Raw genomic sequence first — 20,633 nt, 5'->3', positions numbered from 1 at the left:
GTGTTCGCGTCCACTGTGTGGTTCTGGAGAAACAATCCCTGGACACTGTTCCCGGTTGGGGTTGGTGTTTGTGGGCTGGTTGTCTCGTCGTGTTACGGCGGTCATAGCATCGAGGAAACGCCCGGTTCCATTCCGAACCCGGAAGCTAAGCTCGATTGCGCCGATGGTACTGCACTCGGGAGGGTGTGGGAGAGTAGGACGCCGCCGGACATCTTCCACGGGAGTGGGAGGCTGCTGGAAACCCCTCGTCTCGAGGCTGGTTTCGCGCCTCCCACTCCCTTTTTTTCATGCCCCGGGTCCGTCCCGTGCCGTGCCGTGCCGTGCCCTGCGGTGCCGTGCCGTGCACGTCCCGTGCCCTGCGGTGCCGTGCGGGTGCCGAGCCGTGACCGCGGCTGACCGACGCGGTGCCGGCGTCCATGACGGCGTGCCGTCACCGGGCTCTCGACGCGGTGCTCAAGGCTACCGCGGCCGCTCGCTCGCGAGGAACTCGTCCAGGCAGCCGCGCGGGCCGGCTCGTGGTGCGTGCGGCTTGGAGGAGCACGATGCTGACGTACCACCTGTCACGCCGGGACCTTTGCGATGGGTCCCCTCGAGGGGCCGAGGGTAGACTGGGCGACCGTGTGCGAGACGGTATCGGGAGGTGCCCCGTACAGCGGGGGCGACGCCCGTCGTCGCCGTCCACGAAGTAGCCAGAGCCGGGGAACGACTCCGAAGGCGTTCCCGCCGAGTCCCAGGAGAGTCATGACGTCCTCGCTGCCGGCCGTCCCCGTCGTCGACGAGGCGGTCGCGACGAGAATCGCGGACCGTCTCGAGTCCATCGAGGATCGCCTGCGGGCCTCGGTCGCGACCTCGGACGACATGACCCGCTGGACCGCCCGTCACCTGATGGACGCCGGCGGCAAGCGGGTCCGCCCCATGCTCGTGCTGCTCGCCGCGGCCCTCGGCGACATCGAGGAGGACAACGTCCTCGATGCCGCGGTGCTCGTGGAGCTGACGCATCTGGCCAGCCTGTACCACGACGACGTCATGGACTCTGCGCCGACGCGGCGGGGCACCGACAGCGCGCACGCCCTCTGGGGCAACAACGTCGCGATCCTGACCGGGGACTTCCTCTTCGCCCGAGCCAGCGCTCTGAGTGCCCGCATCGGCCCAGCCGCCGTGAGGCTGCATTCCGAGACCTTCGAACGGCTGTGCCTCGGCCAGCTGCACGAGACCGTCGGCCCCGCGCCGCAGGATGACCCGTTCGAGCACTACATCTCGGTCCTGTCCGACAAGACCGCGTCGCTGCTCGCCCTCGCCGGGGAGCTCGGCGCCATCCTGGCCGGAGCACCGGCCGGCACGGGCGACATCATGCGCCGCTACGGCGAGAAGGTCGGCGTGGCCTTCCAGCTCGCGGACGATGTGCTGGACCTGGGCAGCGACGCGGCCACCAGCGGCAAGACGCCCGGCATCGATCTGCGGGAGGGGGTCCCGACGATGCCGACCCTCCTCGTACGACGTCGTGCCTCCCAGGAGGGCGACGCCCGCAGCCTGGCGATCGTCGAACGTCTGGACGGCGATCTCAGCAGCGACGAGTCCCTGGCGGAGCTGGTGGCACTGCTGCAGGTTGACCCCGCTCTGGAGGCCACTCGGGAGCTGGGGCAGCGCACGGCAGATGAGTCGGTGGCGATCCTCGAGGAGCTGCCCGCGGGCGTGGTGCGAGAGGCGCTGATCGAGTTCACCCGCAGCCTGGTCGAACGGCACCGCTGAGGACCTGTCCAGGTCAGCCCCCGGATCCGTGCGTCACGACGGTGTATTCCCGAAGGTGATATGTCGCTCGTGGCACCCAGAAGACCCGGCGAGTACCCTGGGACGGTCGCGCGCACGGCAGGGCCGACCCCGGGGGTGCACCCCGGCGGGGATGCAATGGGGTCATGGGGCGTGCGGGTGGAGCGAGGAAGCGATTTCGAGGGGTCATCACCATGTCTGTCACCGCCGGGGTGAAGCAGCGCCGACGACGGTCCACCGTCGTCTCGAGCGCCGTGCTCACCGTGGTGGCGCTCGTCGTGACGGGATTCGCGATCCACTACCCGGGACTGTCGTCCTCGGACGTCGAGGTCTCCGACGGCGGTGTCTGGGTGACCGGCTCCGATCAGCGTCTCATGGGCCGCCTGAACGTCGACGCCGGCCAGCTCGATGCCCGGCTGTCGATGAGCGGCGACGACCTCGACATCCTGCAATCCGGGGACACCGTGATCGAGACGGGACCGCGGGGGATCACACCGATCAACACCGCCTCCGTCCAGCGCGGCGGCCTCGTCGAGCTCCAGGCGGGCACGCAGGTGAAGCTCGGAGGCGATCGCGTGGCCATCGCGGGCCCTGACGGCAAGGTCTGGATCCTCACTCCGGGAGAGGCGGCGGCGTTCGACGCCGGCGATGTCGACCCGACCTATGAGGCGGAGGACAAAGCCCCGAAGATCGCCGTGTCGACCCAGGGCACCGTCTTCGTCCTGGACGGCGAGCAGCTGCTGAAGTTCCCCCGCACCGACGACACCCGGGACACCGAGGCCGACAAGCCCATCACGGTCAGCAACGTCAGCGCCAAGCCCGAGATGCTCCAGATGACGACGGTGGGGGAGGACCCCGTCATCCTCGACAAGGAGAACCGGCTGCTCCGGATCGGCACCGACGCCTCGGAGTACAGCCTCTCGGACTACGGAGTCTCCGACCTCCAGGCGGCCCAGCTGCAGCAGCCCAGCTCGGCCTCGGACGATGTCGTCGTCGCCACCGAGGACACCCTGTTCCTCGTGCCCCTGGCCGGCGGGGACGCCCAGAAGATCGCAGCAGGGGGCACGGGGGAGCCGGTGGCACCCGCGCAGGCCCAGGGCTGTGCCTACGGGGCATGGAACCAATCGGTGCGCTACGTGCGCATCTGCGAGGGCGGCGAACCGGTCCAGGACTCCATCCCGGAGGCCGACAGCGCCGCGGACCTCACCTTCCGCGTGAACCATGACCTGGTCGTGCTCAACGACCAGGAGTTCGGCCTGTCCTGGAAGATCGCCGAGAACATGGAGGTCGTCGAGGACTGGAACATCTCCCAGGACATCCAGACCGACAAGTCCAAGGAGAAGGAGAAGGAAACTCTCACCACCACCATCACCAACACCGCCGCCGAGCGGGAGGAGGAGAACCGGAAGCCGACGGCCAACGACGACTCCTTCGGCGTCCGCCCCGGGGCCAGCGTGGTGCTGCCGGTGACCCGCAACGACACGGACCCCGACGGGGACGTCCTGACCGTCGGCCTGGAGGGGGACCAGCCGGGAATCGGCACGGTCACCCCGATCCAGGGCGGCACCCAGATGCAGGTGGTGGTGGACGAGGACGCCTCCGGCAGTGCGAGCTTCACCTATAAGGCCGACGACGGACGCGGCGGCACCGACACCGCCAGCGTCGACCTCGACGTGCACGGCGAGAGCACGAACGAGCCGCCGAAACCCGTCGAGGGTGCCACCACCAAGGTGCAGGTGCGCTCCGGCGAGGACATCAGCTTCAACATCAAGCCGTACTGGCAGGACCCCGACGGGGACGCGTTCTACCTCACCAACGCGGTCGCCGAGCCGGAGGACGTCGTCAGCTTCCAGCCCGACGGCCTGATCACCTTCAACGACGCCGGGATCCAGACCGGGACCAAGACGGTCACCGTGGAGTTCCGGGACGAGAACGGCGCCACCCACGAAGGCACCGTCGAGGTCGAGGCCGTGACCGACAACGACCTCGCGCCGATCACGACGGCCGATCACGCCAGCATCGTCTCCGGACGGACGACGACGATCAAACCCCTGGTCAATGATCTGAACCCCAACGGCGGTCAGCTCGAGCTGACCAATGTCACCGGGCCGGATGCCCTCGAGATCGACGCGGTCCTGGACGCGGGCACGATCCGCGTGTCCGGGGCGAGCCCGGGTACCTACTACCTCGAGTACACGGTCGCCGCCAGCGGTGCCAGCTCCGCCTCCCTGGGGATCATCCGCGTCGACATCGTCGAGCCCGCCTCGGACGATCTGATTCCGGTCGCGGTCGACGACCTGGGCACGGTCACCACCGGGACGGACACCTTGATCGACCCGTTGCAGAACGACGTCGATCCCACCGGCGGCGTGCTGGTGGTGAACTCCGTCCAGGTCCCCGAGGACAGCGGGCTGAAGGCGACGATCGTCGCTCACCACCTGGTGCGCGTCGAGGCGGAGCCCGGCGCGACGGTGTCCGACGAACCCGTGCCGCTGACCTATGAGGTCGCGAACTCCGCCGGCAGCACCGAGGGCACGATCCGGGTGATGCTGGCGAGCACGGACACCCAGTTCGCCAACCCGATCGCCGTGCCCGACCGTGCCGTGGTCCGGGCCGGGGACATGGTCTCGATCGATGTGATCGGCAACGACGTCTCGCCCACGGATTCCGAGATGCACCTCGGGGAGATCCTGGACAAGTCCGACGCCGAGACCGCGGGCCACGCCGAGTCCCATCAGGACCAGGTGCGCTTCCGCGCCGACGACGACGCCAGCGGGGAGGTCACCCTGACCTACCAGGTCATGGATGAGACCGGTCGCGACGGCGCGGCCCGCGTGACGATCCAGATCGTCCCCCGGGATGCCTCGAACTCCCCGCCCAAGCCCGAGAACCTCGAAGCCCGCACGGTCGCCGGGTCCACGGTGAGGATCCCGGTCCCGACCAGCGGCATCGACCCCGAGGGTGATTCCGTGATGCTCACCGGCATCACCAGCCCCACCCCGCAGCTGGGCGTGGTCGAGAGCGCCAACGGCGAGTGGATCGAGTACACCCCCTACAAGGACTCCGCCGGGACGGATCGCTTCCGGTACCAGGTCATGGACCGATACGGGGCCATCGGCACCGCAGAGGTGCTGGTGGGCGTGGCGCAGCCCAACGAGATGAACCAGCCTCCCTACGCGGTGGACGACACCGTGGAGGTGCGCCCGGATCGGGAGATCCAGATCCCGGTGCTCGAGAACGACACCGACCCCGAGGGCACCCCGCTGAGCGTGGTGCGCGAGGACGTCGAGGCGATGACCGAGATCGAGGTCGCCGATCCGGAGGACGAGAAGATCGAGGGGGTGGTCACGGCGACGACTCCGTCCGAGCCCGGGACCCACACCCTGCTCTACAGCGCGAGCGACGGGCAGCTGAAGAGCTCGGCCTCGGTGACCGTCAAGGTCGACCCCAATGCGCCGCTGCGCAGTCCCGTCGCCCGGGACGACTTCGTCCCTGCGGAGCAGGTGATGGATCCCGAGCGCGAGTACATCGACGTCGACGTGCTCGCCAACGACTCCGATCCCGACGGGAGCACCTCCGACCTGAAGGTCACGCTCGAGGGCAATCCGGAGGGGGCCTCCCTGCGCGGAGAGGACACGGTGCGCGTGACCCCGCAGGAGGAGCAGCAGCGCCTGCGATACGTCATCGAGGACCAGGACGGCATGACGTCCGCCGGATACGTCTGGGTCCCCGGCACGGCCAAGCAGGCCCCGAAGTGGGTCGGCCAGCCCGTCGAGGTCCAGGCCGGCTCCGAGGTGGAGATCGACCTCGCCGACCCCGCGAACGTGCGGGTGCGCCCGGGGGCCGAGAACGCCCAGATCACCGATCCGTCGCTGGTGACCGCCGCGCACACGGACGGCTCCGAGCTGGTCGAGGACGAGACGACGCTGCGCTACCGCCCCGCCGAGGACTTCTCCGGCCGCGACAGCATCTCGGTCGAGGTGACCGACGGCGAGGTCGGCGACTCCGCGGCCGCGACGGCGACCCTGGCGATCCCCGTGGTCGTCGCCCCGGAGGAGGCCAACCTCCCGCCGACGCTGCAGGGCGCCGCGCTCGAGGTCGAACAGGGCGATGTCCAGGGGAGCGTGGACCTGGCCGCCTCGGCCGAGGACCCCGAGGGTGATGAGCTGAGCTACTCGCTCGGGGAGGTTCCCGAGGCCGAGGGTCTCGAGGTGAGCCTGGAGGGATCGACGGTGATCGCGGACGCGACGCCGCAGGCGACCAAGGGGACGGTCCTGGAGGTCCCGGTCTCGGTCAGCGACGGCACCAACCCACCGGTGACCGCGACCGTCGAGGTGACCGTCGTCGCCTCCACCAAACCGCTGCTGTCCGCCGTGCTCGATACGGCCCAGATCGATGCCGGCGACACCGAGAAGATCGCGGTGCTGGAGAACGACTCGAACCCCTTCCCGGGCGGGAAGCGGACCGTCGAGGCCGCCAGCGTCATCAACGGCGAGGGAGAGGTCTCGGTCGAAGGGGACCAGGTCGAGGTCACCCCGGACGCGGACTTCCACGGGGTCCTCTCGATCCAGTACTCCGTCCTGGACGACACCCAGGACCCGGACCGCATGGCCAACGGCGAGATCCATGTGACCGTCCGCGGCACGCCCGATGCGCCGTCCGCGCCGCGCGTCGGCGATGTGGGCGACGGCTTCGTCGAACTCAACTTCACCGCCGGTGACGACAACGGCGCCCCGATCACCGAATACCAGGTGACCTCGGCCGGCGGACCCGCCGTCTCGAAGACCTGCGCGTCGACCTCGTGCACCATCGACGGGCTGACGAACGACACGAAGTACACCTTCAAGGTCGTGGCGATCAATGACGTCGGGAAGTCCGACCCGTCGGCTCCGTCGGCCGAGGCGCGCCCCGACGTGCGCCCGGAGAAGCCGGATTCCCCGTCGGTCGAGCGGGGCGATACGCAGCTGACCGTGTCGTGGAGTGCGCCGGTGAACCGCGGCTCCGCGATCCAGCGCTACGACCTGCAGATGCAGAACACCTCCACCGGCGAGATCCAGTCCCAGGAGCTCGAGGCGGGATCCACGAGCACGACGTGGCAGGATCTGACCAACGGCACCGACTACCGGTTCCGGGTCCGCGCGCACAACCTCGCCGAGGAGCCCTCGGAGTGGTCGGAGTGGTCCCGGGCGGAGCATCCCGCGGGGAAGCCGGCCGCCCCGGCGGGCACGGCGACGGCGTCGAGGATCAACAATCCCCTCGGGGGCGGCATCACCGTCACCTGGCCGGAGATGACCACCGCTGAGGCGAACGGCGAGCCGATCACGGAGTACGTCGTCACATCCTCCTCAGGGGCGTCCCAGACGGTCCCCGCCTCCAAGACCAAGACGACCTTCCAGGGCCTCGATGAGAACTCCAAGCACTCCTTCACGTACCAGGGGGTGAACTCCGTCGGGAAGGGAGGGAGCTCGGGATCATCGAATGCCGTGGTCCCGTGGGCGAAGCCCGCTGCTCCGACGGGCGTGAAGGCCTCGCTGCCCGGCAAGGATCCGAACGGCAAGGCCACGGTCAGCTGGTCCGCTGCCAAGGACCACGGCACCCCCGTCAAGGACTACGTCATCACCTGGAGCGGCGGAGGCCGCGCCGTCGTGGACGCCTCGAAGACCTCGTACACGGCGTCGGGTCTGAAGAACGGCAAGTCCTACAAGTTCCAGGTCCAGGCCAGGAACCGCTTCGAGGGCGGCGAGAGCGCGCTGTCGAAGTCGTCGAACTCGGTGACGCCGTACACGAAGCCGGACAGGCCGAGCATCTCCTCGAACAATGAAAAGTGCTCGAGCGGCTCGAAGTGCCCGGTGACCTTCGAGATCACCGCCAACGGCTCGGACGGTGGGGGCGGCGGCAAGACGCTGCAGTACCGGGTCGGTGGCGGCTCGTGGCAGTCCACGAGCAAGAACTCCGCGACAGTGACGAAGAATATCGGTTCCGGGAAGACGGTCGCCGCCGAGGCTCGCGTGAAGAACGGCGAGGGGCTGGTCAGCAAGACCGTCTCGGACGACCAGAAGGCTCAGTCCTGGCAGAAGACGCCGCAGATGAGCGGCAATGCCCAGTGGGGAGGCGATGTCCCCGACGGGACGGACGGGTGCTCGAACAACAACTGCCGGTGGTTCCGCTTCACCTTGAAGAACATGACACCCGGTGAGTCCTACAAGGTCTCGTTCTCCAATGAGGGCGAGACGCACTACAAGACCATCACCATGACGGCAGACAGCAACGGAACGGCCACCTCCGCACGCAAGTCGAATTTCTACGGGTACGTCCGTGGGGGTGAACCGGACTGGCCGATGACGATCGAGGCCAAGGTGAACGGCAAATGGGAGGTCGTCGCCGACGGGATCTACAGGCCGTACTGATCCTTTGCCCATCCGATGACCGGGTGACAGCACGACGCGCCCCTCCGAGACAGAAGGAACCCTCTTTCCATGAGCATGACCCCTGAACAGGCCCGCTGGTTCGCCGACACCTTCGACAAGCTCGTCCAGAGCGTGGGACAGGCCGTCCTGGGCAAGAACGAGGTGGTCCGCCTCGTGCTGACCGCGATGATGGCCCCCGGCCATGTGCTGCTCGAGGACGCTCCCGGGACCGGCAAGACCTCCCTGGCCCGCTCGATCGCCGCGACCGTGCAGGGCACCAGCACCCGCGTCCAGTTCACCCCGGACCTGCTGCCCTCGGACGTCACCGGCGTGACGATCTACGACCAGAACACCAAGTCCTTCGAGTTCCACAAGGGCCCTGTGTTCGCGAACATCGTGCTGGCGGACGAGATCAACCGCGCCTCTCCGAAGACCCAGTCGGCCATGCTCGAGGTCATGGAGGAGGGGCGGGTCACCGTGGACGGCGTGACCCATGAGGTCGGCGACCCCTTCCTGGTCATCGCCACCCAGAACCCGATCGAGCAGGCCGGCACCTACCGCCTCCCGGAGGCGCAGCTGGACCGCTTCCTCATGAAGACCTCGCTGGGCTATCCCGATCACGCCTCGAGCGTGCAGATCCTCCAGGGCTCCGCGCTGCGTGACCGCTCCAGCCAGCTCAGCCCGCGCATCTCCCTGCAGGCCGTCAACGACATGACCGAGCTGGCCTCGACCGTGCACGTGGACCCCGCGGTGCTCGAGTACGTCTCGCGCCTGATGGAGGAGACCCGCCTCGCCCCGGAGGTGCGCGTGGGCGTGTCCATCCGCGGCGCCATCGCCCTCATGCGCGCGGTCAAGGTGTGGGCCGCGGTCAACGGCCGCCACTATGTCATCCCCGACGACGTCAAGCACCTGGTCGAGCCCGTGTGGCTGCACCGCTTCGTGCTCGATCCCGAAGCCGAGTTCGCGGGCACCACGGCTCAGACCGTCATGACCAAGATCCTCAGCGAGGTGGCGCCTCCCCAGGCGCGTCAGCAGTCCGCATGAGTCCCGAGTCCTCCCTCCCCACCGACACCGCCGACGCCAAGGTCGCCAAGGCCGCGGCGAAGAAGCGGCGTGCCGCGACGAAGGCCGGGAAGCGAGCCCAGGCGAGGGATCGGCGCCGCGGGGCCACGAACTCCTCGAGCGGGTCGCCCGCGGGCTCCGGCTCCTCGGCGGATGCGGGGTCGTCGGCCGACGCCCCGGGGACGGGCGGGACCCCGCGCAGCACCGGCCTCGCCGGCGTCAGGGACCGCCTGGTCGAGCTGTGGATGCGCCGCGTCCACCCGGCCCTGGACGTCGTCTCCCCGATCGGCTGGGCCGTCTTCGCCGTCGCCGTGACCTGCTGGGTCCTGGGGCTGCTGCTGCACCTGACCGAGCTGAACGTGGTGGCCCTCGTCCTCACGGTGCCGCTGGTGATCGCCGGGCTGTTCGTCCTCGGCAGGTCCAGCTACCAGGTCACCCTCGACCTGCAGACGCACCGCGTCGTGGTCGGGACCCGGGCCGTCGGCCGCGTCGAGGTCGCCAACCCCACCCAGCGCCCCATCCTGCCCTCCCGCATCGAGCTGGCCGTCGGCGCGGCCACCGCCCAGTTCATGGTGCCGCGCCTGGACGCCGGCGGCGAGCACGAAGAGCTGTTCGCGGTCCCCACCAAGCGGCGTGCGGTGCTGGTCGTCGGGCCGGTGCGATCCGTCCGCGACGACCCGCTCTCGCTGATGCGCCGCCAGGTGACCTGGGCCAAGGCACAGGAGCTGTACGTCCACCCGCGCACCGTGCGCCTGGACGAAGCGGCCAGCGGCTTCCTCCGCGACCTGGAGGGGACCCCGTCCTCGGATCTCTCCAGCTCCGACATCGCCTTCCACGCCCTGCGCGACTACGCGCCCGGCGACGATCGCCGCCACGTCCACTGGCGCACCACCGCTCGCACCGGCAAGCTCATGGTCCGCCAGTTCGAGGAGACCCGCCGCTCCCACGTGGTCGTCGCGCTGGACAACCTCGCCGAGCACTACGCCAGCGACGACGAGTTCGAGCTGGCCGTCTCCATCGCGGCCTCGATCTCCGCCCAGACCCTGCGCGAGGAGAAGGAGCTGACCCCCTTCACCTTCGAGGCGCGCCAGCGCACCAGCACGTTCCGTCGGCTGATGGACGACTACACCGTCATCGACCCGCTCAAGGAGAAGATCTCCTTCCATGAGCTGGGCCAGAAGGCCACCGACCTGGCCGCCAACGCCTCCGCGGTGATGATGGTCGTCGGATCCCACACCACGGCGCGCGAGCTGAACTCCGCCGCCAACCAGCTTCCGATCGGGGTGATGGCCGTGGCGATCCGCTGCGTGGACGATGCCGAGGTCAAGCGCTCCGCGATCGGCGGCCTCGACGTGGTCACCCTCGGGTCGCTCGAGACCCTGGCCCGCGCGATGAGAGCGGTGGGACGATGACCGCCACCAGCTCCCGCGCCCCGCGCCCCACCTACTTCTCGAGCGTCACCCACGGGCGGCGCGCGACGGACATCGCCGTCCTGGCCGCCCTGCTCCTCCTGGCCCTGATGGGCTTCCAGACGGTCTACGGCGGGATCCAGTACCTCCTGACCGGGATCATGGCGATGGTCTTCGGCACCCTCATCGCCCTGATCGCCGCCCGCTTCCGCTGGGGACCGCTGCGGATCACCCCGGTGGTGCTCGTGGTCTATTTCCTGTTCGGATCCATGTTCGCCGCCCCCACCCGGGCGATCTGGGGCATCGTGCCGAGCCTCGGCTCCCTGAAGGAGCTGCTGTTCGCCCCGGTGACGAGCTGGAAGGCGGCCCTGACGGTCGCATCGCCGGTGGGCTCCGCCCAGGGCGTGCTGGGCGTGGTGTGGATCGGCGTGCTGCTGCTGACGCTGCTGGGCATGACGGTGGTGCTGCGCACCCGGTTCTACGTTCTCGCCTGGCTGTTCCCGATCGCGCTGGTGCTCCTGGCCATCGTGTTCGGCACCACCGACGTGTTCTTGCCGGTGCTGCGCGGCGTGCTGTTCGCGGTGATCTCGGTGGGCTGGCTGACCTGGCGCTTCGAAGGCGCACGGCTGGACAGCGCACAGTCCACGATCATCTCCGACACCGTGCGGCCGGGCTCGTGGAAGAACCCGGTGCTGCGCCGACGGGTGATCGGCGGCGCCGTGATCATGGCGCTGGCCGGCGGACTCGCCGTCGGTGCCCAGGCGCTGCTGGACCCGCCCGAGGGCACCGTCCGCTACGCCCAGCGCAACCACATCACCCCACCGTTCGACCCGCACGACTACGTCTCGCCGCTGAGCGAGTTCCGGGGCTACCTCAAGAATCAGCGTGAGGAGGAGCTGTTCACCGTCACCGGCGTCGAGGGCGGCGCGAAGGTGCGCCTGGCCACGATGGACCAGTACAACCTGCATGTCTACGACGTCGCCGGCAACCGTGACGAGGACAGCGCCTCCGGCGCCTTCCTGCCCACCGCCACCGGGGTGAACCTCCACGAGGCCGGCCCCGACCAGCGCACCTCGACGGTCACGATCGGGGCGTACTCCGGCGTCTGGATGCCCACGCTCGGGCAGCGCACCGACCGCATCGACATCGACGAGATGCCCATCGATCGGGCCGGCGCCACCGCGGAGAACCTCTACCTCAACGAGAAGTCCCAGACCGCGGTGAACGCCTCCGGTCTGCGCCAGGGCGACACCTACGACCTGCTCTACGAGCCGTACGCGCCGATGTCCACCGAGGAGATCAAGACGGCGCGCTTCGCGGACATCGAGCTGCCGCCGAACTCGCGGATGGACAAGATGGCAGCCATCGCCGAGGAGTGGGCCGGGACCTCGGAGTCCGACTACGAGCGATTCGCCAATCTGCAGCGGGGCATCAAGGCAGAGGCCTACTTCTCCCACGGCCTCGGAGACGATGCCGCCTCCCTGCCCGGCCACGGCGCCAGCCGCCTGCTCGCCATGCTCGAGCCGATCGGCTTCGACGAGGATCGTGACGACGCGCAGCCGCTCGGCAAGATCGGTGACGAGGAGCAGTTCGCGGCGCTGACGGCCGTGCTGGCCCGATCCATCGGCATCCCCGCCCGCGTGGTGATGGGTTTCGAGGTCCCCGAGGGGCAGGACGGGACCGTCTCCATCACCGGTGACGATGTCACGGCCTGGGTCGAGGTCGCCTTCGACGGACAGGGCTGGGAGCGTTTCGATCCGGCGCCCGAGGAGGACGAGGAGCCCACGCAGCCCGAGCCCAAGGAAGTCGACAAGCCTCTGCCGCAGGTCGCGCAGCCTCCGCCCCCGCCGGCGGAACCGCCGAGCCCGCCGCCCGGCGCGATGAGCGATGATTCCGAGGACGACGAGGAAGAGACCGACGAGACCACCTCCTGGGTCGTCTACGCCGCCTTCGGGATGATCCCCGTCCTGCTGGTGATCCTCGCCGTCGTGGCGGTCATCGTGGCGAAGTCGGTCCGTCGCGGACGGCGACGCACGCGGGGCGGGCCGCCGGATCGCATCGACGGCGGCTGGCAGGAGATCCTCGATCTCATGACGGATCTCGGGCGCAAGCCGGACCCGAACATGACGCGCGCCGAGACCGCCGCCCGCCTGCACGCGGACCTGCCCGAGCTGGGCGCTCTGACCCTCGCCGGTCGGGCCGATCGCGCTGTCTTCGGCCCCGACGACCTCGCCGAGCCGGCGGCCGACGAGTACTGGTCGCACGTGATGACCGCCCGCCATGACATGACCGCTGCGGTGCCCTGGCACAAGAAGCTGCGGTCGGCGATCTCCCTGCGCTCCTTCCGCAGCCGGTCCCAGGACCGTCGGGCGGAGCAGAAGCGGCAGCGGGCCACGACCCGCGCCCGGGAGAAGGCCCAGCGCCGTGCCGAGGCCATGCGTCGGCGCAGGTCGTCGCTGCGGAGCGTGCAGAAGAGCAGAGCGAAGAAGTCGTCGAGGAAGGGTTCGACCTGATGAGCCGGACGCGATACTGCAGCACCTGCGGGACGCTGCTGACCGAAGGGGCCGTGATCTGCGGTGAGTGCGGGGCGCGCTACCAGGCCTCGCCGTACGAGCGCCGCGCCACGGACGCTCCCGGGGCCTGGTCGACGCCTCCGAGGGCCCGCTCCCGCGACCTCGGGAAGCGGGAGCAGGACGAGGAGGACGACGAGGGCATCGAGCTGATCTCCCGGGAGTCCCTGACTCCGAAGGAGCCCGGGTCGACGACGCTGCGCCCCCGGGAACAGTACGATCAGATGATGGTCACTCAGCCACCGATGAACCCCAGCGGTCCCGGAGCCTCCGCGGGCCAGCCCAGCGGGCCCGGGTCACCGCCGCCGGCACCCGCTCCGGCGTGGAGCCCGGACGCCGCGGGGCCCGGCCCCGGGCAGGGAACGCAGATGGAGCCGCCGCTGGACGGCTGCATCCCGGCGTCCCCCCTCAAGCGCCTCGTGGCGGTCCTGATCGACGGCGTGATCGCATTCCTGGTCATGATCCCGCTGGTGATCGGCATCGTCCTGCTGGTGCAGGATCCCGGTGCCGTGCTCCCGTACATCCTGCTCGGCGTGGGCGTCGCCCTGCCGCTGGCGTACTCGATCCTGATGATCTGGCTGTCCGGCGCCAAGGGGTTCACCCTCGGCAAGCTGATCATGGGGCTGCGCATCACGCGGTTCAGCGCAGGCGGCGGCATCGGATTCCTGCGGGCGCTGGGCCGCTGGGTGCTGTACGGCATCATCCCGTGGCTGATGGGGCTGTCGATCTTCATCGATCCGAAGAAGATCCTGCGCGGCTTCCACGACCGGGCGATCGATTCCGTCGTGGTCGACGTCAAGGCCGGCCGCAATCCCTTCGTACCCCGCCGCGACGACTTCGAGCGCGCGAGCAACGACCACTACCTGGGCGACCCCTCGGTGGCCGTGAGCGCCCATGAGAACCTCCTGGCCGAACCGGGCGCCGCCTGGCACGACGGCAGCGAGGGTCCCTCCGGACAGGGATCCGACGGCGGATGGGGCACCGACGCTCCGGCCGGTGCGAGCCCGTACGCCCCCTCGGCCCCGAGCAGCTCCTCGGCCACCGACGCGCCGATCAGCGCCTCGCCCTGGTCCTCGGCCCCGTCGGCGCAGGAACCCGCCGTCCCGGCCGCGCAGGATGCCGGGAGCGCCTGGGCGCCACCGCCCGTGCAGCCGGTCGCCCAGCAGTCCGAGTCCCCGCAGCCTCCCGCACAGGCCCAGCCTGAGCCGCAGTGGGGTCAGCCCCCGGTGCAGTCCGAGGCGCAGTGGGGTCAGCCCTCGGCGCAGAGCCGGCCGGAGCCGCAGTGGGGCCAGCAGCCTCCGGCCGCCTCGCAGGCATCATGGGGCCAGGACCAGTACGCTCCCGCGCCGGACCAACCCGCGGGGCAGGAGTCCTGGGGCACCGCACCGGACGCCCTGCAGCCGCCGGCACCCTCCTACGGCGAGCAGGCCTCGCAGGAGCCGGCACCCTCCGACGGCCTGGCTGCCCCGCAGCCGTTCCCGGAGCGGGCCCCGCAGGAGCCGGAGCCGGCACGATCGTACGGTGATCCGGCGCAGCAGTCCCCGTACCGGGCACCGACCCCGTCGGCGGATCCCGTCCCGGCTCAGAGCGCGGACGCACAGGGGGCGGGGCCTCCGCCGACCGGGGAGCCGGCAGGGGCTCCGGACGAGCTCACCGGCGATGCCTGGGGCGGAACCGACGACGGCGTGGACGAGCAGACCCGGCTGACGGTTCCCGACGAGTCGATCGAGGACCTGGAGCAGACGCGCGTCTCCGCCGTGCCGATGCCCCCGGTGAAGAGGGTGCGCCTGACGGCCGACGACGGCTCCGATCGCGTGGTGGACAAGGCCGTGGTGATCGGTCGCAACCCCTCCTCCGACGGCCAGGACGTGCTGTTCGTGCTCAAGGACGAGACCCGTTCGGTCTCCAAGACGCACCTGCGCATCGATGGCACCGGTCAGGACGTCGTCGTCACCGATCTCGGGTCGACCAACGGTTCGAGCGTCGTGCGGGAGGACGGCTCGCGAGAGAGTCTGGTCCCGAACTCGCCGACGGTGCTTCCATCCGGCGCGCAGGTCACCCTGGGTGACCGGACGCTGTCGGTGGAGAGGGAGCAGTGATCGAGCGGTCCCTGTCCGATCCCGATGTCCATGGAACGGTCCGCGTCGTCTCCGCCTCGGCGACGCACGTCGGGCATGTGCGGGCCACCAACGAGGACAGCATCCTCGACGCCTCGCCGATCTACCTGGTCGCCGACGGCATGGGGGGTCACAACGCCGGTGAAGTCGCCAGCGCCATCGCGGTCGAGGAGTTCGAGAAGCTCACGATCCAGGAGAACGTCACCGTCGAGCAGCTCGGCGAAGCGCTGAGCAGCGCCGCGGACCGGATCGGCGAGCTCGGGGGAGAGTCCACCCTGGGCGCGGGCACCACGGTCTCCGCAGTCGCCACCATGGTCCTGGACGGCATCGGCTACTGGGTGGTGCTCAATCTCGGCGACTCCCGGGTGTACCGCCTGTCGGGTGAGATCTTCGAGCAGGTCAGCGTCGATCACTCGGTGGTCCAGGAGCTCATGGACCGCGGCGAGCTCACCCTCGAGGAAGCCCGCGTGCACCCGTATCGGCACATGGTCACCCGTGCGCTCGGCGCCGGACCGGAGTCCGATCCCGATTACTGGCTGATCCCCGCCGAGGTCGGCGACCGGATGCTGATCTGCTCCGACGGGCTCACCGGCGAGGTCGACGACTCGACCATCGAGCGCACGCTGCGCGGGCCCGCCGACGTGCGCACGCTCAGCAAGGACCTGGTGCGTCTGGCCCTGGACGGCGGCGGCCGCGACAACGTCAGCGTCGTCGTCGTCGAGGCGGTCGAGGTGATCGGCCTGTCCCTGGCCTCCGAGGACACCGCGGGCAGCAGCGCCGACTCCGCGGACGACGAGTTCGAGATCGACGAGGACACCCTGCCCCGGGGGATCCCCGAGACCGGAGGCAGTGGTCGATGACCGAGGAGACCGAGGCGACCGCTCCGGCCCCCCTGCTCGGACTCGGCACCTGGACCCAGCAGGGCCCCGCCACGCTCGTCGTCCGCGAAGCCGGCTGGGCGGTCCTGGTCCCCGGCACGCGCAAGGAGGTCATTGAGGCCGCCTGGACCGTGCTGGGGGACGCCCCCGCCGCCGAGGTCCTCCTCGACACACTGGTCGAGGAGGCGGGGCTCGAGAGCGCCGACACGCTCGCCGCGATCCTGTTCGGCGTCGTCCACGGCACCACCGCCACCCTCGGGGTGAAGGGCAGGACGCCCCTCGCGGTCTACACCGCCGACGGTGCCCAGCAGGTCGCCGGGACCGACGAGGAGCCGTTCGTCCTGACGACCCTCGAGGGCGTGCGCCGCATCGCGTTCGGCGATCTGCCTGTCGAGGAGCCCGTCGGTGCTCCGCGCGTCTCCTCCGGTGTCGCCCGGGTGCGGGGATTCGTGCAGATGGTGATCGACCCCGCGGAGCTGGACGAGGAGGCCCGCGCCGACCTCGCGGCGCAGGTCGAGAAGGACGGCAGGTCCATCGAGGACCCGGAGGCCGCCAAGCGCCGCGCCAGCAAGCCGGCTCCGGCGTCCCGGCCCTCCACCGGCGCGTCCGCCTCGAGCTCCTCGTCCGCCCGCACGCCGAAGCTCGCGGACCGGAAGCCGGGGGAGATGCCTCCGTCCCTCTCCCGAGGCGGATCCTCCCGTGCCGCGGCCGCGGAGCCCGCTTCCGACGGGCCCAATATGTTCGACGGACTGTTCGCGGAGGCGAGGCCGGCGGCTGCGGCCGCTGCATCCGTGCCGACGCCTCCGGCCGAGCCGACACCCGCGCCGTCGTCCCCGCCCCCCGCCGCCTCGTCCCCGGTCCCCGCAGCCCCGACCCCGGTGCCCGCGCCCTCGGTCGCCGCACCCGTGCCGGCGACCGATCCCGCCGCCCCCTCGGCGGCGGGGCCGACCGAGCCCACCGCCGACGCCGCGGAATCCGCGAGCGATTCTGCTGCCACCGCCCGCCCTGCCGCCGAGCCGACCACCGCGCCGGAGGCCACGCGGGCTGCGGACGCTCCGGCGAGCACGGGAACCGCAGCGGCCCCGGCGACGCCGGCGGCCCCGCGTCGACGCCTGGTGAGCACCTCGCTGTTCGACCGCAAGCGACCCGGCCGACAGCCCGCGGGGGAGTCAGCCGCCTCCGCCGAGCCGGCGGCCGCTCCGGCCGCGTCGCACCCCGCACCCTCCGGCCGGGGAGCGGAACCTGCTGAGCCGGCGGCGGCTCCGACCGAGCAGGCATCACCGGTCCCGGAGGCCTCGTCGGCACCCGCGGTACCGACCCCGCCGCCCTCGATCCCCACCCCGGCGCCGCCCGAGACGGATGAGGAGGTCGTCTCCTCGGACACCCAGGTCGCTCCGCTCGAGGAGGTGGCCGAGCCCGCCTCGGAAACGGACGAGAAATCCGGGGCGCCGATCACCCGGATCGCTCCGATCGACGATGGCGAGCACGAGGAGCCCGACGAGCAGGTGCCCGCCCCGCGCCCGCGTCGCGCCGCTGCGCCGGCCGGATCCTCAGCGCCCGATCTCGACAGCACCGGCGCCTACGACGACCTGTTCGGCAAGACCGTCTTCCGGCGGATCGAAGACGCCGCAGTGCGGCGCGACGAGGACGACGACCCGGCGGAGGACGCGGCGCCGAGCCCGCACGCCGAGGAGATCGCGCCGCCGGCCGCCGCACCCCCGGAGGCGGAGGCCGAGGACCACGGTGCTGCGGCAGCACCTGTCGAGTCGTCGCCCGCGGCCTCCGGCGGCGACTTCATCGACTGGGTGCCCGGCGTCGGCCGCACGGCCCCGGAGATCGCCCGGACCGCCGCGCGCCGGGCGGCGACGCCCCCGCGCCCCGCGCCTGCCTACCCGCAGGTGCACATGGCTGAGAGCCCTCCGGCGCCGCAGCCAGGGCCGGTGGACGCTTCCGCACAGGTCGGCCAGCAGCCCTACGGACGGCAGCCCTATGATCGGCAGCCATATGGCCAGCAGCCCTACGATCGGCAGCCCTATGGCCAGCAGCCCTACGGACAGCAGCCTGAGGGCCGGCAGTCCGACGGCGCGCCCCGGGTGGACCCCGGAGCAATCGGGGATCGTCACGCGAATGCCCCGCATCCTGTGGCGCCCTCCGGGCCCCCGGCCCGACCAGTCGATGACGGCGCTCGCGGCGGCCCCGCAGCGCCCGGGGCGTCCTCGGCCTCCGGCGCCGACCAGCCCACCGCGGGGACGGTCACCCTGTCCGGTCTGGTCTGCCCGTCGGGGCACGCGAACTCCCCCGAGCGCTCGACCTGCCGCGCCTGCGGCGGACCGCTCCACGGCACGCCGCGGACCGTCGCCCGCCCACCGCTGGGCGCCATCGAGCTCTCCACCGGCGACCGGTTCGTGCTGGACCGCTCCGCGATCGTCGGGCGCCGGCCCCGCGCCTCCCGCGTCAGCGTCCACGACGTCCCGCAGCTGATCACCGTGCCGAGCCCGCAGCAGGACATCTCCCGCTCGCACCTCGAGCTGCGGCTCGAGGGCTGGCACGTGGTCGCTCTCGACCTGGGGACCACCAACGGCACCACGCTGTACCGGGAGGGCGCCGACCCGCTGCGGCTGCGCCCGCGGGAGGGCGTGGTGCTGCACGAGGGAGACGTCCTCGATCTCGGCGACGGCGTCCAGCTGCGGATGAGGGAACGAGCATGAGCAGTCGGCCGCCCTCGCCACCGCCGCGGCTGCCCGGCTACGAGTACGAGCAGATCCTCGGCTCGGGCGGTTTCGCGGACGTCTTCCTCTACCGCCAGGCACGCCCGCAGCGCCGGGTCGCGATCAAGGTGCTGCTCTCGAACGTGCTGGACGACTCGGTGCGCCGTCAGTTCGACGCCGAGGCCAACGTCATGGCGCAGATGTCGACCCACCCCTCGATCGTCACGATCCACCAGGCCGAGGTCTCCGACGACCATCGGCCGTACATCGTCATGGAGTACTGCCCGCGCCCGAACTACGGGGTGCGTTTCCGCAAGGAGCGGATCACCGTCGCCGAGGCGCTGCGGGTCGGCGTCCAGATCGCCGGGGCCGTGGAGACCGCGCATCGCGCCGGCATCCTGCATCGCGACATCAAACCGGCCAACATCCTGGTCACCGACTACAGCCGCCCTGCCCTGACCGATTTCGGGATCTCCATCGCCACCGCGCAGGGGCACGAGGTCGAGGACTCCCAGGGCATGTCCATCCCCTGGTCTCCTCCGGAGTTCTTCGCCGACCCGCCCCGCGCCGATGTGCGCAGCGACGTGTTCTCCCTGGCCGCGACCGTGTACTCGCTGCTGGCGGGCCGGACCCCGTTCGAGCGTCGAGGACAGCGCAACACCGCCTCCGACCTCATCCACCGCATCGCCGCGGAGCCGCTGGAGGCCCTGGACCGGCCCGACGTGCCCCCGGAGCTGAACCGGGTGCTGTCGATCGCGATGGCGAAGGATCCCGCCGGGCGCTACGACACCGCGCTCGCCTTCGGCCGCGGCCTGCAGCAGGTGGAGCTGGCGCTGTCGCTGCCGGTCACCCAGATGGACGTCCTCGACGACCGCGGCACCCCCGCGATGCACAGCGCCGAGGACGACGAGATGGACATGCACACCCGGATCCGGAAGGTCGCCACGGTCGACCCGGAGACGGGGACCACCGGACACGGCGACCGACGCCGACTGGACCCCTTCGCCGGGGTCGCCCCGGCGCTCGGGGCCGCTTCGCCGGCCGGGCCGGGCCGTGCGAGCTCGGCGTCCTCGTCCCCCGGGGAGGCGACCCAGCTGCGCCCCGCCGGAGCGCGGATGGCCTCCGGCCCCGCTCCGCTGCCACCGCCGCAGCGGGAGCCGGAGGAGGAGACACCGAGGACACCGGCCTGGCCGTTCGTCACCCTGGCCGCCGTCCTGGTCGTCCTGGTCGGCGTCGGGGCGACCCTGGGGGTGCGGTACTTCGTGGCTCCCGAGGAGAAGGAGCGGGCGACGATCGAGGTCAACACCCCCGATGCCCCGCGCGAACCACCGGGAAAGCCGACATCCGTCGGCGTCGAGCAGATCGCGCCCGCGAAGGAGGGCGGCGTCACGGCGCGCGCGAAGGTGGAGTGGGCGTATCCGGCGGACTACGAGGAGGGCGACCACTTCCAGGTGTACTGGAAGGACCTGCCCGAGAACTATGAGGAGTTCTCCGGGCGCAGGGACGTGTACGGACAGAACTCGACGGTGCTCGAGATCCCTCCGGGGATCGAGGACCTCTGCGCCGAGGTGGTCACCGTCGATGAGAACGGCGGTGCCAGCGGCGCGGTTCAGGCCTGCCTGGAGGACGGGTGAGCGGTACCGTGCACGGGGACGGATGGTCGGGCAGCGCGCCACGACCTGGCGAGCTGGGACGACAGAGGGGAGAGGGAGACG

At 70.8% G+C, this 20,633-nt stretch carries 9 protein-coding genes and 1 rRNA gene; all 10 read left to right on the top strand.

What is annotated here, in order from left to right:
* The first annotated feature begins 93 nt into the window (after positions 1–93).
* The 10 genes from rrf to JOF44_RS06005 all read left to right on the top strand — a co-directional run bounded on the left by rrf (position 94) and on the right by JOF44_RS06005 (position 20,552).
* Positions 94–210 (top strand): 5S ribosomal RNA (gene rrf / locus JOF44_RS06050).
* Between the two features lie 531 nt (positions 211–741).
* Positions 742–1,749, top strand: coding sequence for a polyprenyl synthetase family protein (locus JOF44_RS06045; RefSeq protein ID WP_209888592.1), 1,008 nt, complete (start codon positions 742–744; stop codon positions 1,747–1,749).
* A gap of 212 nt (positions 1,750–1,961) precedes the next feature.
* The gene (locus JOF44_RS06040; RefSeq protein ID WP_209888590.1) at positions 1,962–8,174 is read left to right on the top strand and encodes an Ig-like domain-containing protein; all 6,213 of its coding nucleotides are present in this window, start codon (positions 1,962–1,964) and stop codon (positions 8,172–8,174) included.
* Between the two features lie 69 nt (positions 8,175–8,243).
* Positions 8,244–9,218, top strand: a complete 975-nt coding sequence (locus JOF44_RS06035) for an AAA family ATPase (protein WP_209888587.1) — start codon at positions 8,244–8,246, stop codon at positions 9,216–9,218.
* Complete coding sequence (locus JOF44_RS06030; protein ID WP_209888584.1) at positions 9,215–10,648, top strand: DUF58 domain-containing protein; 1,434 nt, start codon at positions 9,215–9,217, stop codon at positions 10,646–10,648. The genes JOF44_RS06035 and JOF44_RS06030 overlap by 4 nt, the downstream gene beginning before the upstream one ends.
* Entirely contained in the window at positions 10,645–13,158 is a 2,514-nt protein-coding gene (locus JOF44_RS06025; RefSeq protein ID WP_209888581.1) for a transglutaminase domain-containing protein, read from the top strand. The genes JOF44_RS06030 and JOF44_RS06025 overlap by 4 nt, the downstream gene beginning before the upstream one ends.
* The gene (locus JOF44_RS06020; protein ID WP_209888579.1) at positions 13,158–15,314 is read left to right on the top strand and encodes an RDD family protein; all 2,157 of its coding nucleotides are present in this window, start codon (positions 13,158–13,160) and stop codon (positions 15,312–15,314) included. The genes JOF44_RS06025 and JOF44_RS06020 overlap by 1 nt, the downstream gene beginning before the upstream one ends.
* Positions 15,311–16,192 carry a PP2C family protein-serine/threonine phosphatase gene (locus JOF44_RS06015; protein WP_209888577.1) on the top strand — a complete coding sequence of 294 codons (882 nt, stop codon included), beginning with the start codon at positions 15,311–15,313 and terminating at the stop codon, positions 16,190–16,192. Before JOF44_RS06020 ends, JOF44_RS06015 begins: the two co-directional genes overlap by 4 nt.
* Positions 16,189–18,918 (top strand): FHA domain-containing protein, encoded by a 2,730-nt coding sequence (locus JOF44_RS06010; RefSeq protein WP_209888575.1) that lies wholly within the window; start codon positions 16,189–16,191, stop codon positions 18,916–18,918. Before JOF44_RS06015 ends, JOF44_RS06010 begins: the two co-directional genes overlap by 4 nt.
* The gene (locus tag JOF44_RS06005) at positions 18,915–20,552 is read left to right on the top strand and encodes a serine/threonine-protein kinase (RefSeq protein WP_209888573.1); all 1,638 of its coding nucleotides are present in this window, start codon (positions 18,915–18,917) and stop codon (positions 20,550–20,552) included. The genes JOF44_RS06010 and JOF44_RS06005 overlap by 4 nt, the downstream gene beginning before the upstream one ends.
* Positions 20,553–20,633: the final 81 nt, after the last annotated feature.

The sequence above is a fragment of the Brachybacterium fresconis genome (assembly GCF_017876515.1).
In the GTDB taxonomy this organism is placed as follows: Bacteria; Actinomycetota; Actinomycetes; order Actinomycetales; family Dermabacteraceae; genus Brachybacterium; species Brachybacterium fresconis.
Note: the sequence above shows the minus strand (reverse complement) of the source record. Positions and strands in the feature narration are given on the sequence as shown.